At 70.6% G+C, this 13,969-nt stretch carries 13 protein-coding genes and 1 tRNA gene; 9 read left to right on the forward strand and 5 right to left on the reverse strand.

Translation table 11 applies throughout. The annotated features are described in order from the left end of the window. The first annotated feature begins 23 nt into the window (after positions 1 to 23). Positions 24 to 1,106 (forward strand): glycosyltransferase family 2 protein, encoded by a 1,083-nt coding sequence (locus IEY30_RS02735; RefSeq protein WP_229674804.1) that lies wholly within the window; start codon positions 24 to 26, stop codon positions 1,104 to 1,106. A 106-nt stretch (positions 1,107 to 1,212) separates the two neighbouring features. Beyond that, positions 1,213 to 1,632 carry a Dps family protein gene (locus IEY30_RS02740; RefSeq protein ID WP_052358094.1) on the forward strand — a complete coding sequence of 140 codons (420 nt, stop codon included), beginning with the start codon at positions 1,213 to 1,215 and terminating at the stop codon, positions 1,630 to 1,632. A 147-nt stretch (positions 1,633 to 1,779) separates the two neighbouring features. Here the strand turns inward: IEY30_RS02740 and IEY30_RS02745 are convergent, their stop codons facing one another. The 4 genes from IEY30_RS02745 to IEY30_RS02760 all read right to left on the reverse strand — a co-directional run bounded on the left by IEY30_RS02745 (position 1,780) and on the right by IEY30_RS02760 (position 6,596). Then, on the reverse strand, positions 1,780 to 2,136 hold the full coding sequence (locus tag IEY30_RS02745; protein WP_030146195.1) for a DUF1622 domain-containing protein: 357 nt from the start codon (positions 2,134 to 2,136) through the stop codon (positions 1,780 to 1,782). Between the two features lie 261 nt (positions 2,137 to 2,397). After that, positions 2,398 to 4,122, reverse strand: a complete 1,725-nt coding sequence (gene glpD, locus IEY30_RS02750; protein WP_030146194.1) for a glycerol-3-phosphate dehydrogenase — start codon at positions 4,120 to 4,122, stop codon at positions 2,398 to 2,400. Positions 4,123 to 4,124: 2 nt separating this feature from the next. Further along, positions 4,125 to 5,639, reverse strand: coding sequence for a glycerol kinase GlpK (glpK, locus tag IEY30_RS02755; RefSeq protein WP_188960087.1), 1,515 nt, complete (start codon positions 5,637 to 5,639; stop codon positions 4,125 to 4,127). 105 nt (positions 5,640 to 5,744) lie between these two features. After that, on the reverse strand, positions 5,745 to 6,596 hold the full coding sequence (locus IEY30_RS02760; protein ID WP_043415558.1) for an MIP/aquaporin family protein: 852 nt from the start codon (positions 6,594 to 6,596) through the stop codon (positions 5,745 to 5,747). A gap of 192 nt (positions 6,597 to 6,788) precedes the next feature. On the opposite strand from IEY30_RS02760, the gene IEY30_RS02765 reads away from it, so the two are divergent. Continuing rightward, positions 6,789 to 7,556: an IclR family transcriptional regulator gene (locus IEY30_RS02765; protein ID WP_030146191.1), complete on the forward strand. Its 768-nt coding sequence runs from the start codon at positions 6,789 to 6,791 to the stop codon at positions 7,554 to 7,556. Next, positions 7,553 to 9,067 carry a glycerol kinase GlpK gene (gene glpK / locus IEY30_RS02770; RefSeq protein ID WP_030146190.1) on the forward strand — a complete coding sequence of 505 codons (1,515 nt, stop codon included), beginning with the start codon at positions 7,553 to 7,555 and terminating at the stop codon, positions 9,065 to 9,067. Before IEY30_RS02765 ends, glpK (IEY30_RS02770) begins: the two co-directional genes overlap by 4 nt. 17 nt (positions 9,068 to 9,084) lie before the next feature. On the opposite strand, the gene IEY30_RS02775 is transcribed toward glpK (IEY30_RS02770), so the two are convergent. Beyond that, a complete protein-coding gene (locus IEY30_RS02775; protein ID WP_229674805.1) occupies positions 9,085 to 10,215 on the reverse strand; it encodes a DUF1254 domain-containing protein in 1,131 nt (376 codons plus the stop codon). A gap of 586 nt (positions 10,216 to 10,801) precedes the next feature. On the opposite strand from IEY30_RS02775, the gene IEY30_RS02780 reads away from it, so the two are divergent. From IEY30_RS02780 to ligD, 5 genes are all read left to right on the forward strand, one after another. After that, positions 10,802 to 11,275, forward strand: coding sequence for an ArsR/SmtB family transcription factor (locus tag IEY30_RS02780; RefSeq protein WP_081920243.1), 474 nt, complete (start codon positions 10,802 to 10,804; stop codon positions 11,273 to 11,275). After that, the gene (locus tag IEY30_RS02785) at positions 11,272 to 12,210 is read left to right on the forward strand and encodes a cation diffusion facilitator family transporter (protein WP_030146188.1); all 939 of its coding nucleotides are present in this window, start codon (positions 11,272 to 11,274) and stop codon (positions 12,208 to 12,210) included. The genes IEY30_RS02780 and IEY30_RS02785 overlap by 4 nt, the downstream gene beginning before the upstream one ends. A gap of 122 nt (positions 12,211 to 12,332) precedes the next feature. Next, the gene (locus IEY30_RS02790) at positions 12,333 to 12,659 is read left to right on the forward strand and encodes a putative quinol monooxygenase (RefSeq protein WP_030146187.1); all 327 of its coding nucleotides are present in this window, start codon (positions 12,333 to 12,335) and stop codon (positions 12,657 to 12,659) included. Between the two features lie 96 nt (positions 12,660 to 12,755). Beyond that, positions 12,756 to 12,828 (forward strand) — tRNA-Gly (locus tag IEY30_RS02795). A gap of 134 nt (positions 12,829 to 12,962) precedes the next feature. Then, the gene (gene ligD, locus IEY30_RS02800) at positions 12,963 to 13,931 is read left to right on the forward strand and encodes a non-homologous end-joining DNA ligase (protein ID WP_030146186.1); all 969 of its coding nucleotides are present in this window, start codon (positions 12,963 to 12,965) and stop codon (positions 13,929 to 13,931) included. Positions 13,932 to 13,969 lie beyond the last annotated feature (38 nt).

Here is a 13,969-nt window from a genome sequence, read left to right on the forward strand (position 1 = left end):
CGGCCTCGACCCAGCAGGGGCACGTGGGAGTCGAGATGGTCATCCCTCTCAAGTGGCCCGACGGCCTCGCCGAGAAGGTGGCGGAGATGACCCGCTACCTGGAAAGGATCGGGTCGTCCGTCGCCGCAATCACCGTGGTGGACGGGAGCGGTCCTGTCGCCCTCGAGCAGCATCGACGAGCGTGGGGGAGACTCGCGCGAGTGGTGCCGCCGGACCACGGCGTCATCAGTCAGGTCTTCGGGCACGGTCCACGTCCCGGAAGGAAGACGCCGAGCAGCCACCTGAACGGCAAGGTCCTAGGGGCGCTGACGGGAATCCATGCCTCGCGCCACGAACTGGTCATCCTTGCCGACGACGATGTCCGGCACACCGGTGACTCCATCACGCGGCTCGTGTCTGCTCTCGCAGGTGCCGACCTCGTGCGACCTGTGAACCTGTACGACACGTGGCCGTGGCAAGCACAGTGGGACGGTGCCCGATCGCTCATGAACATCGCACTGGGTACCGACTGGCCTGGAACCTTCGGGTTGCGAAGATCCGCGGTCCTCACGTGCGGCGGCTGGAGTGCCGACGTCCTCTTCGAGAACCTCGAGCTCTGGCGAACCGTCAAGGCCGCCGGAGGGCGAGTGGTCGGGCTGGGCGACGTGGTCGTTCCCCGCCAAGCACCCGAGATCACCCAGTTCTGGTCCCAGCGAGTGAGGCAGGCCTATGACGACCTGGCCCAGCCGGGGCGTCTCCTGGTGGAGCTTGGCATCCTTCCCATGGTGGTCCTGGGCGCCCGTCGACCCGCGAGCGGCGCCGGCATGTTGGCGCTGGCTGTGCTGGTGGCGGCATGGGGTCGTCGACGAGTGGGCGCGGGGGGAGTCCCCCGGACCGTGCCGCTCTGGGCGCCCGTGTGGGTCCTCGAACGCGGCCTCTGCATCTGGGTCGCCATGGCCAGCCGCCTCCGAGGTGGTGCGCGGTACCACGGAGGCCGCCTCCCAAGAGCTGCCCACTCCGAGTCCGAGCTGTGCGTCCGCCTCGTCGCACGTGAACGGCCCCGGCAAGCCGAGGACAACTCCACCCCCGGGGAAGGGCCGGTCACGGGGAAGCAGTCGAATGACTGATGTCATGCCGGTCCGGGCGTCACAGCATGTCCTGCGGCCCCGCACGCGCAGGGCACCGGGACTGCGCTTGACACGTCTCGGTCGACCGACGTCAGGAGGTCCCGACATGACGATCAGTGCAGTCGCGGGCGGCGCCGTCTCCGCAGGCTCGAGACCTGCGTACCCGGGGTCCGAGGTCCAGGGGGTGCTCGATCAGCTCAATGACGTGGCCCTGACGCTGAAGCACGCCCACTGGAACGTCACCGGTCCCAGCTTCGTCGCTGTCCACACGATGCTGGGCCCGCAGGCGGCCCAGGTGGGCGACATGGTCGACACCGTCGCCGAGCGGATGGCGGCGATGGGTGGGTCCCCTGACGGGCGAGCCGACGGGATCGTCCGTCGGCGGCACGGCGGCAGCGACGAGCGGGCCGCGCAGACGCTCTCGCACACCTGGCTGCCCTGGATGCCGTCTACAGCCGGGGGATCGACGCCTGTGCGGCAGTGGCCGAGCAGGCCGAGCACGACCCGGCCACCAGCGATCTGCTGACGAGCCAACGCGGCGAGCTGGAGAAGCTGCGCTGGATGGTTCGGGCGCACCGCGGGTGACGGGCCCGCCACGTCCTCAAGACGGTGCGGTCGCTGACCTGCGTCCGCCGGTGGTCAGCGGGTCCAGCCACGCGCTCGGATGGGGCGCCTACTCGGTCGGCCGGTCAGGGGCCGGTTTCTGCCACGGCCAGCGACCGGTGATCTCGAGCTCGAGGGAGAAGCTCAGGAAGGTCCGGATGGCCACGATGAGCGCGAGCACGAGCACGCTGGACAGCGTGGGCGTCACGGCCACCGTGCGGATGATGTCGGCGGCGACGAGGAGCTCGAGGCCGAGCAGGATCGACCGTCCGAGCTGCTGGCGGAACTGACGGTACGTGTCCGCAGATCCGGACCGAGCGCTCCGTGCGGCGCGCACGGCAGCCGCCAGCGCCCCGATCACGAGGACCGCGACACCGGCGGAGTCGATGGCCTTGCCGACCCACTCGATGGTCTCGGTGAACCCCACGTCGGTCCTCTCTGGGTGTGCGCCCGGACCTTGGTCCGTGGCAGTACCGGGCGTCACGCCCGGCCGTGCGGCTCCGCACCGCACGCGGGTCGTTGTCGGCCTCGACGTCCGGTCGAGCCCAGTATGGCGCGATGTGGTCAGGCCGTGGCGCCACTCGCCGTCGTGTCTCATCTCGATGCCGAGAGCACGGGGGACGAGGGAGCGGACGCCGACGTGGCCGTATGCCGTGTGGCGCGCACACGGCATACGGCCACACATCGCTCACGGGGTGCCGGTCGCAACCACCCCGTCGCTTCGGACGTCAGGCGCGCCCAGACGGGCAGCGTCGGCGGTACGGTCGTCGGTCTCGGCCTGCGACTGCAGCTCCGCGTCGAGTCGCGCGTGGTAGTGCCCGACCTCGGCGGCAGCCACCGCATCGTCCCACCCGAGGATCGGTGCGACGAGGTCGGCGACATGGCTCGCACACGTCCGACCGCGGTCCGGTGCCTCGATGGAGATCCTGGTGCGGCGCGTGAGGATGTCGTCCAGGTGCAGGGCACCCTCGGCCAGCGCCGCGTACACGATCTCGGCCTTGAGGTAGGTCGGGGTGCCCTCGAGCGGTTCCCCCAGCTCCGGCTGCTCGGTCACGAGCGCCAGCACCTCCTCCGTGAGGGAGCCGTAGCGGTGCAGCAGGTGCTCGAGCCAGGCGACGTGGAGACCGGCTCGGCGTGCACGCGCGTGACGCTGGTTCCAGGCAGCCGTGTAGCCCTCCGCACCGACGAGCGGCACCCGGTCGGTGCACGACGGCGGAACCTTCGACGGCAAGGACTCCACGGCCGCGTCGACGGCGTCCTCGGCCATCACGCGGTAGGTCGTGTACTTGCCGCCGGCCACCATGACGAGCCCGGCCACCGGGCTCGCGACCGCGTGCTCGCGTGAGAGCTTGCTCGTGGCCTCCGACTCACCCTGCAGGAGGGGCCGCAGTCCCGCGTAGACGCCCACGATGTCGTCGTGCGTCAACGGGGTCTGGAGCAACCGGTTGGCGTGGCCGAGGAGGTAGTCGATGTCGGTGCGACTGGCCGCGGGATGGGCGAGGTCGAGGTCCCAGTCCGTGTCGGTCGTCCCGATGATCCAGTGCGTGTCCCACGGGATGATGAACAGCACGCTCTTCTCGGTCCGGCTGATGATGCCCGTGGTGGCCTGGATGCGGTCGCGCGGCACGAGGATGTGCACCCCCTTGGAGGCGCGGACGTTGAACTGTCCTCGCCCACCGACCATCTCCTGGATCTCGTCGGTCCACACGCCGGCCGCGTTGATCGTCCGCTTCGCCCGGATCTCGTGCTCGGCGCCCGTCTCGAGGTCCCTCACCGTCGCGCCGACGACGCGGTCGCCCTCGCGCACGAAGCCGGTGACCCGCGTGCTCGTGGCACAGAGCGCTCCGTACTGCGCGGCCGTGCGCGCCACCATCATCGTGTGGCGGGCGTCGTCGACCTGGCCGTCGTAGTACTGCACAGCACCCACGAGGGCGTCCTTGCGCAGCGACGGGAAGGCCCGCAGCGCCTGGCGTTTCGTCAGGTGCCGGTGTCCCGGCACGCCGTGGCGACCGCCCATCGTGTCGTAGAGCAGGACGCCGCTGCCGACGTAGGGCCGCTCCCAGAAACGGTGCTGCAGCGGGTAGAGGAACGGCACCGCGCGGGCCAGGTGCGGCGCGAGCGTGTTGAGGATGAGCGAGCGTTCCCGCAGCGCCTCGCGCACGAGCGAGAAGTTGAGCTGCTCGAGGTAGCGCAGGCCGCCGTGGATGAGCTTGGAGCTGCGCGATGACGTGCCGGACGCGTAGTCCCTGGCCTCGACGAGCCCGACGCGCAGTCCTCGTGTCACGGCGTCGAGGGCCGCGCCCGCACCGGTGACACCGCCACCGATGACGAGGACGTCGAGCTCCTCCGCTGCCATCTGCCGCAGCGCCTCGTCGCGGCTCGCCCGGCTCAGCCGGGCTGCTTGGACCTCCATGGTCACACCTCCACCCAGTCCAGGGTCCGCTCGACGGCCTTGCGCCAGCCGCGGTAGCCCTCCTCGCGCTGCTCCTCGGTCCACGACGGCTCCCAGCGCTTGCTCTCGTTCCAGTTCTGGCGCAGCTCCTCCGGGGTCCCCCAGAAGCCGACCGCCAGCCCGGCCGCGTACGCAGCTCCCAGGGCCGTCGTCTCCGCGACGACCGGCCGGCTGACCGTGACGCCGAGGACGTCGGCCTGGATCTGCATGCAGAGGTCGTTGGCCGTCACGCCGCCGTCGACCTTGAGGACCTCGAGCTTGACGCCCGAGTCCTTCTCCATCGCGTCTGCGACGTCGCGGCTCTGGTAGCAGATCGCCTCGAGGGTCGCCCGGGCGATGTGGGCGTTCGTGTTGTAGCGCGAGAGCCCGACGATCGCGCCGCGGGCGTCCGAGCGCCAGTAGGGAGCGAACAGCCCGGAGAAGGCCGGCACGAAGTAGCAGCCGCCGTTGTCGGGCACCTGGCGGGCGAGCGACTCGCTGTGGCTGGCGCCCTGGATGATGCCGAGCTGGTCGCGCAGCCACTGCACCGCTGACCCGGTGACGGCGATCGACCCCTCGAGGGCGTAGACGGGCTTGGCGTCGCCGAACTGGTAGCACACGGTCGTCAGCAGCCCGTTCTCCGAGCGCACGAGCTCCTCTCCGGTGTTGAGGAGCAGGAAGTTGCCGGTGCCGTAGGTGTTCTTCGCCTCGCCCGCGCGCAGGCACACCTGCCCCACCATGGCCGCCTGCTGGTCGCCCAGCGCCGCGGACAGGGGCACCTCGCCGCCGAGCGGACCGTGGGCGAGCGTCTTTCCGTAGAAGCCGGGGTCGGACGACGGCCGGATCTCGGGCAGCATGTGACGGGGCACCCCGAAGATCTCGAGGAGCTCGTCGTCCCACTGGAGAGTCTCGAGATCCATGAGCATCGTGCGGCTCGCGTTGGTGACGTCGGTGACGTGGACGCCGCCGTCGACCCCACCCGTGAGGTTCCACAGCAGCCAGCTGTCGGTCGTGCCGAAGAGGGCGTCGCCGCGCTCGGCGGCCTCGCGGGCGCCGGGCACGTTCTCGAGGATCCACTGGATCTTGCCGCCGGAGAAGTACGTCGCGGGCGGCAGCCCGGCCTTCTTGCGGATCAGCTGACCCCGCTCGTCCTTGTCCAGCGCAGCGGCGATCTTGTCGGTCCTGGTGTCCTGCCAGACGATCGCGTTGTAGAAGGGGCGACCCGTTCGCTTGTTCCACACGACGGTCGTCTCGCGCTGGTTGGTGATGCCGAGAGCGGCCAGGTCGGCGGCGCACAGGCCCTTGCCGTTCATGACGGTCTGCAGGACGGCGCTCGTGCGTTCCCAGATCTCGACGGGGTTGTGCTCGACCCAGCCGGGTCGAGGCATGATCTGCTGGTGCTCGAGCTGGTGCCGGGCGATCTCGTTGCCTCCGTGGTCGAAGATCATGCACCTGGTGCTCGTCGTTCCCTGGTCCACCGCGGCGACGTAGTCAGCCATGGTCACTCCTCCTTGAGTCGGTCGTACGTGTATGCCGTGTATGCCGTGTGCCGGCGTGTGCGCCTGCGCGTCGGGACGGGTCTCGCTCTGCACGAGCGGGTTTCGTCAGGAGACGCTGGCCCGCTCCGGGTGCGCGTGGGGCTCTCCCGCCGGCACTTCGCCGACCTCGTTGGGCTCGTCGTCGTCGGGCAGGTAGCGCTCGACCAGGCCGACGTAGGCGCCGGCACCGAGCAGGCCGCCGATGACCGGGGCCACGATCGGCACCCAGAAGTAGAGGGCGCCGTTCTGATCCTCGAAGGCGGTCCCGTATCCGGTGAGGAACGACGCGAGCCTCGGGCCGAAGTCGCGGGCCGGGTTGATCGCGTAGCCGGCGTTGGCGCCCCAGGCCATCCCGATCGCCACGACGATGAGCCCGATGATGAAGGGTGCCATCCACTGCACCGGCGCGCTGTTGCGCACATCGGTCACGGCGAGGATGAGGAAGAGCAGGATCGCCGTGCCGATGACCTGGTCCATGAAGGCGCTGCCGATGCTGATGGGCAGCGACCCGTTGCCCGGCAGGGTCGAGAAGATGCCCTGGGTCGCGATCGTGTGGCCCGGGTCGACGTTCGCGATCGCGTCGGCGTAGGCGACCCTCACGATGAGCGCCGCGACGAAGGCCCCGAGCGTCTGGACCAGCGCGTAGGGGAGCACCTTGCGCCACTCGAACCCCTTGAACACGGCGAGCGCCACGGTGACCGCCGGGTTGAGGTGGGCGCCGCTGATCCGGGCCGCGACGTAGACGCCGAACGTCACGCCGAGGCCCCACGCCCACGCGATCGAGTCATGGCCGCCGAGCCCGTCCTTGCCGGTCACGACCTGCGCCACGACGCCCACCCCGAAGAGGATGAGGACCATGGTGCCGAGGAACTCTGCCACGAGCTCTCCCGTGAGAGTGCGTCTGTGAAGACCGTCCATGTCGACTCCTTTGTCGTCGAATCTGCTTGCGGTTCGGGCGGATCGCCCGTCTTGCAGTCAATGACCGGAAACGTACGAAGCGTCGGGCGGTCCGACAACGTCGTGCGTTCGCCATCGCCGAACGTCCGGGCGTTCGCCATCGTCGAACGAGCGCCCCTTTCGGCCGATCCGTCCCCGACCTACGCTCGTGACATGTCCGGACCCGTGCAGTCGGTGGAGCGCGCGGCCGCCATCGTCCAGCTGCTGGCCTCCACGGAGGAGCCACTGGGGCTGGCGCAGATCGCGGCCGCGCTCTCCCTGGCCAAGACCACGGCGCACGGCCTCCTGGGGACGCTGTGTGACGTCCGGTTCGTCGAGAAGGACGAGGACGGCTGCTACCGCGTCGGACGTGACCTGCTGCAGATCGGGTCCACCCGCCTGGATCCGAACGAGCTGCGGGCGCATGCGCTCAACTGGACGGACGCACTGGCCGCTCGCACCGGCTGCGCGGCCCGCGTCGCGATGTTCCGGGAGGGCGCCGCGATCATCGCCCACCACGTCTTCGCCATCGGCTCCCAGGAGCAGACGTTGGAGGTCGGCCGCCGCATCCCGCTGCATGCCACGGCCCTGGGCAAGGTCCTGCTCGCCTTCGACCCCGGTGCCGCCAGGAGCGTCCTCTCGCGCCCGGTCCAGAGCTTCACCTACCGGACCATCACCGAGCGGTCCGCGCTCCTGCGCGAGCTGGCCGACACCCGTGAGAACGGGTTGGCCGTAGCGGTGGGGGAGTGCGAGCCGGAGATCGCCGGCATCGCCGCCCCGGTGCGGGACCGCGGCGGCTACGTCGTCGCGTCCGTCGGCATCACCGGCAGCGTCGACGAGCTGTGCGACGCGAGACACCGTCCGCGCCAGACGCTCGAGGACGAGGTGCTCCGCGTCGCCCGAGCCGTGTCACGGGAGTTCGGGCACGGGCGCGCTGCATGAGCGAGCGATACGTGGCCGCCATCGACCAGGGCACGACCTCGACGCGCTGCCTCGTCTTCGACCGCCAGGGTCGACTCGTCGCGCTCACGCAGGAGCAGCACTCCCAGCACTACCCGAGGCCCGGATGGGTCGAGCACGACGCGGCGGAGATCTGGAGGCTGGTCTGCCGGCTGCTGCCCGAGGCCCTCCGAACGGCCGCGATCGACCCCAGCGAGATCGTGTCGCTCGGCCTGACGAACCAACGCGAGACCGTGGTCGTGTGGGACCGCCTCACCGGTGAACCGGTGACCCCGGCCATCGTCTGGCAGGACACGAGGACCGGTCCGCTGCTGCCCGCCATCGCCGAGGAGCTCGACGCGACCGTGATCCACGCGCGGACGGGGCTGCCCCTGGCCACGTACTTCACGGGTCCGAAGCTGCGCTGGATCCTCGAGAACGACGAGTCCTTGCGTGAGCGCGCCGAGACGGGTGAGCTGCTGTTCGGCACGATGGACACCTGGCTGCTGTGGAACCTCACCGGTGGTCCCCGTGGCGGCGTCCACGCGACCGACGTGAGCAACGCGAGCCGCACCATGCTCATGGACCTGCGCACCCTGCAGTGGGACGACGAGCTCCTCGCTGTCATGCGGGTGCCCAGACGCGCGCTGCCCGAGATCCGGCCCACCATGGGAGCCCACGGCGTCACGACCGCCCCGGTCGCCGGCATACCCGTCGGTGCGGTGATCGGCGACCAGCAGGCCTCGCTCTTCGGGCAGACGGCCTTCGAGTCCGGCGAGGCCAAGTGCACCTTCGGCACCGGGACCTTCATGCTGCTCAACACCGGCGACCAGCCTGTTCTCTCGAGGCACGGGCTCGTCACCACGGTCGCCCACCAGATGGAGGGCGAACCGACGGTGTATGCGCTCGAGGGGTCCGTGGCCGTCGCCGGCGCTCTCGTCGAGTGGTGCCGAGAGAGCCTGGGGCTGATCCGCTCCCCGGCGGAGATCGAGACTCTCGCGGCGTCCGTCGACGACAACGGCGGCTGCTTCGTCGTCCCCGCGTTCGCCGGTCTCTACGCGCCGCACTGGGAGAGCCGGGCCCAGGGCATCGTCGCCGGGCTGACCGCCTACATCACCAAGGGGCACATCGCCCGGGCCGTGCTGGAGGCGGTGGCCCTGCAGACCCAGGAGGTCCTCGCCGCCATGAACAACGACGCCGACCTGCCGTTGCTCAGCGTCGCAGTGGACGGCGGCATGACGAGCAACAACCTGCTCATGCAGACCGTCGCGGACGTGCTGGACGTGCCCGTCGTCCGACCGATGATGGCCGAGACGGTCGCCCTCGGCGCTGCCTACGCGGCGGGGCTGGCCGTGGGCTACTGGTCAGACCAGCAGGTCCTGCGTCGCCAGTGGCACCGCGCCGCTGAATGGCACCCCATGATCGACCCGCAGAGGCGCGCGCAGATGCTGCAGCAGTGGTCCCGCGCCATCGAGCTGTCCGTCGCCTGGGGCCGCCCGCATCCTCCCGTGTGAGCGACTCGCGCCCGCGGTCACACCCTGGTGATGGGTGCGGGGTTCCACCGACCGTCCAGGACGTCTGACCCCGGGACGTACACGCGGAGCATTGGTCGGAACGGCCCCGGAGGCGCTGGCAACCAGTTCGCCCGCGCCGCAGCGTCTTTCGGCTCATTGGCGCTGATGCGGATGGTGAGGCTTCCGTCGGCGTCGAAGACGAGCCCGGGCGTGCGGTCGCCGATGGAGTAGCGCTGGATGGGGTTGTCGACGAGGTAGTAGTCGGGAACGTCGTACATCGTCAGCGACCAGAAGCCCTCGTTGGGCGGCGTCGGTGCCAGGGTCAGCGTGTAGTCGTGGGCGCCGGTCAGCTGCTGTCCGTGGTCGTCGACGTACGTGCCGAGGTAGGCCGCCTCGTAGGCATGGTTGCCCCACAGTCCACCCAGCGCGGCGCCGGCCCGGATGAGCAGGCGCCGGTCGGAGTCCTCGATCCTCCATCTGGCGTCGTCGATGGTGCCGACTCCGAAGTGGTCGAGGTTGTAGTCGAAGACGTGCAGCGTGATGAGCCAGCCCGCGACCTCCTCCACCTGGCCGCCGCGCAGGGACTGCTGCAGGTGCTCGGTCCCTGCGGAGTGGCCCTGCTCCAGAGCTGCGCGCACCTCGACCGGCGCGGTGTCGAGGGACGCCTCACCCGTGAGCCACAGCTCCGCGAACGACGCTTGGAGGGCCTCGTCGCGCGCCGCCGGGGGAAAGGCTCGCGATGCACGACGGTACTTCTCCCAGAACTGCAGGGCGGGGGAGAGGCCGTCGAGCCCGACCGTGCTGGGCAAGCCGACCAAGGATGCGTCGGACGGCTGGAGCGGCGTCAGGGTCGTGGCGTCCTGGAGGGCGTGCACGGCGGCGAGGTCGCCGTCCCCGTCGACGGCCCAGCGACCGACGATCGAGCAGACCGCGGTGGGAGACTCGATCGCGGTGCAGTCCGAGGGCACTTCGCCGGTCCAGCCGGGAGGCGTGATCAGGAAGCGTCCGCTCCCCGTGCCGGTGGCGCGCTGACCGACGTAGGCGAAGTTGTCGGTCCACGCGCTGACGAACTGCAGGACGTGGTACCGGCCGTCCGTGTCGGGCACCTCGAGGAACAACGGCCCGTTCGACAGGTCGAGCTGTGCCATCGAGTAGACGGTGTCTGTTGATCGTGACGAACTTGTCCCCGGGACCGGACAGCGTGCGCGCGTGGCTGAAGGAGTTGAACGCCGCCGCGGGGTTGGCACCGACGCCGGTGGTGACGTAGCGCGCTACCCGGTCGAGGTCGAAGACGAGGGGGAAGCCGTAGACGAACGCCCGGAGGGCCAGCTCGCCCAGGCCGTCGGCGTCGACGTCCGGGCTCGACGGGCTCGACGGGCTCGGCGGGCTCGACGGGGTGCCGGGTACCGCGGACATGAGGGACTCCAGACGTAGGGGTCGTGACGGATCGAGAGGTTCACGTGCTGCGGCCGCTGGTGTCGTTTCCAGACGTCGGCCAGCAGCCAGACGACGGCGAAGGCGGACACGAGCACGGCGAGGTTGAGGGACGCCACCCCGGCAAAACAGAGGATGACCCCCACCGCCACGACGACCCATCCGCTCATGTCGAGCATGGCATCACAGTGCGTCAGGGGCGACGTCATCCCCCGAGGGTGAAACAGGCCGTCCGCCCGGGCAGCAGCGCCCGGACCTGGCTGTCGAGGAGGCCGGCCGCGCTTGTCATAACATCTGAGCATGCGTTCAGATGAGGCGGTCATCGGTATCGACGCCTGCACCGACCACTGCGTGCACCCGGAGACGGTGCGTCACGTCCGCTCCCGCGCCCTGCCCGAGGGCGACCTGGTCCAGGTCTCGGCCGTCTTCAAGCTGCTGGGGGACCCGACCCGTGCCAGGCTGCTGTACGCGCTGCTCGAGGCGGGTGAGCTGTGCGTGTGCGACCTCGCCGCCGCGACCGGTGTCGCCGAGACCACGGTGTCCCAGTCCTTGCGGCTGTTGCGCGCCTCGCGGGTCGTCACCGCCCGGCGCGACGGGCGCCTGATGTACTACCGCCTCGCGGACGCGCACGTGCGGATCCTGCTCGACCTGACCCGGGAGCACATGACCCACCAGCCCACGACCGAGCTGCCCGCCCCGGTCGAGCCGGTCGAGCCGGTCGAGCGAGTCGGGCTCGCCCGCACCCGCTCGAAGGCGGCGAGGGCGCGCGCATGAGCCACGGGCACGGTCACGGACACGGACACCGCGGGGGCGTGTCAGCCGCCGGCGCGCACCGGTGGCGGCTGCAGCTGGCCTTCGGGCTGGTCGCGGTGTTCTTCGTCGTCGAGCTCGTCGTCGGGCTCACGTCGCGGTCGCTGGCCCTCATCAGCGACGCCGGCCACATGGCGGCCGACGTCGTGGCGCTCGGTGCGGCCCTCGTCGCGACGCGCATCGCGACCCGCAAGGACACAACCGGGCGGCGGACCTTCGGCTCCTACCGCGCCGAGGTCTTCGCCTCCGGGCTCGCCGTGCTGCTCATGCTCGGAGTCGCCGTCTACATCTGCATCGAGGCGGTCGGACGCATCGGAGCCGAGCCGGAGGTCGCCTCGGGGCCGATGCTCGTCGTCGGTGCGCTCGGACTGGTCATCAACCTCATCAGCATCGCGCTGCTGCGCGCCGGCGCGAGCGAGAGCCTCAACGTCAAGGGCGCCTACCTCGAGGTCCTCGCCGACACCTTGGGCTCGGTCGGCGTCATCGCCGCCGCCGTCCTCGTCGGCAGCACCGGCCGGCCGTGGTGGGACACCGTCGTGGCGCTCGCGATCGCGCTGTTCGTCGCGGTCCGCGCCGTCCTGCTCGGCCGTGAGGTCCTGGCCGTCCTGGGCCAGCACGCGCCTGCCGGGATGCACCCCGACGAGGCCGAGCGGGCCCTGTCGCAGATCGACGGGGTGGTCGAGGTCCACGACCTGCACGTGTGGACGCTGACGTCGGGGATGAACGTCGCGACGGCTCATCTCGTCACCGCCGCCGTGGGGCCGGGGGAGTCCGCCGCCGACACGGCCACGATCCTCGCGCAGGCGGCGGACGTCATGCGCGAACGCTTCGGCATCGAGCACGCCACGCTGCAGGTCGAGCCCTCCGGGTCCAGCGCCTGCACCCAGACCTCCTGGTGACGCCGGGCGTCGGGGAGGACGATGAGTCGTGGGCCCGGAGCGGGTACGCCGCCACTACGACCACGGCTCGACGCGCTCCCACGCGCCCGGACCGTCCACCGACCAGCCAGGAGTGATCAGCCTTGATCTTCATCACCGCCAAGTTCCCCGTGAGGCCCGAGCACGCCGACGAGTGGCCTGAGATCTCCCGGGCCTTCACCCAGGCAACCCGCGCCGAGGACGGCTGCCTGTGGTTCGACTGGTCGCGCAGCCTCGAGGACCCGAACGAGTACGTCCTCGTCGAGGCCTTCCGCGACGACGCGGCCGGCGGTGCGCACGTCCAGAGCGACCACTTCAGGCAGGCCACCGCCGAGCTGCCCGCCTACCTCGCGGCGACGCCCAGGATCGTCAACACGACGGTCGACGGGACGGAGTGGTCCGAGCTCGGCGAGATGGCCGTCCAGAAGTAGCCGAACGGCCACTCGGAGAGCGGGTTTCGCACTCCGGCCGCCCGTCCGCTATGGTCTACCTCGCACCCACGGAGCCCCCGTTCCGGAGGTTGGCAGGCGGACGTAGCTCAGTTGGTAGAGCGCAACCTTGCCAAGGTTGAGGTCGCCGGTTCGAGCCCGGTCGTCCGCTCCGCTGGAAGGGCCCGTCGACTCACGTCGGCGGGCCCTTCCGCACGTCGGGGCGTATGCCGTCCGGCCCGTCCGAGCGCCGAGCCGACCGCCTGTTCGACCGTCGGCAGGCGTGCGGTCCGTAGGCTGTCGCCCATGGCTGCGTCGAGCAAGGCCCCCGCGGAGGAGATCGAGGTCGGCGACCACACGGTGCGCCTCTCGAGCCCTGACCGCGTCTACTTCTCCGAGCGGGGCGAGACCAAGCGGGACCTCGTCGACTACTACCTCTCCGTCGGGCCGGGCATCGTCAACGCGCTGCGGGAGCGCCCGTGCATGCTGCACCGCTTCCCCAAGGGGGTCGACGGTCCCAAGGTGCACCAGAAGCGCCTGCCCGCCGGCGCCCCGCCCTGGGTCGAGACGGTCCGGCTGCACTTCCCGCGCTACGGCCTGCACGCAGACGAGCTGTGCGTGACCCGCCTCGCCGACGTCATCTGGGCGGTGCAGATGTCGACGGTCGAGTTCCACCCGTGGAACAGCCGACGCGCCGACACCGAGAGCCCCGACGAGTGGCGCATCGACCTCGACCCGATGCCCGAGTGCGGCTTCGACACGGTCCGGCGAGCAGCCGCCACGACGTACGAGATCCTCGACGAGCTCGGCGCCGTCGGCTGGCCCAAGACGTCCGGCGGGTCCGGGCTGCACGTCTACGTCCGCATCGCCCCGGACTGGGGGTTCAAGGACGTGCGCCGCGGCGCGCTGGCCTTCGCGCGTGAGGTCGAGCGCCGGCTGCCCGACGACGTCACGACGACGTGGTGGCGCAAGGACCGCTCGCCGAAGGACCTCTTCGTCGACTACAACCAGAACGCCCGCGACCACACCATCGCCGCCGCCTACAGCGTGCGCGGCAACCCGCGGGGCACGGTCTCGGCCCCGCTCGCGTGGGACGAGGTCGCCGACGCCGAGCCACAGGACTTCACCATCGCGACCATGCCGGACCGCTACGCGCGCCTCGGGGACCTCCACGCCGGCATCGACGACGCCGTCTTCGACTTCGCAGCGCTGCTCGAGTGGGCCGACCGCGACGAGCGCGACGGTCAGGCCGTGCCGCCCGAACCCGACGCATGACCCATCTCGACCGACCGCCGCTCCGAACCACCCACCGA

The organism is Terrabacter tumescens (assembly GCF_014646815.1).
GTDB lineage: Bacteria > Actinomycetota > Actinomycetes > Actinomycetales > Dermatophilaceae > Terrabacter > Terrabacter tumescens.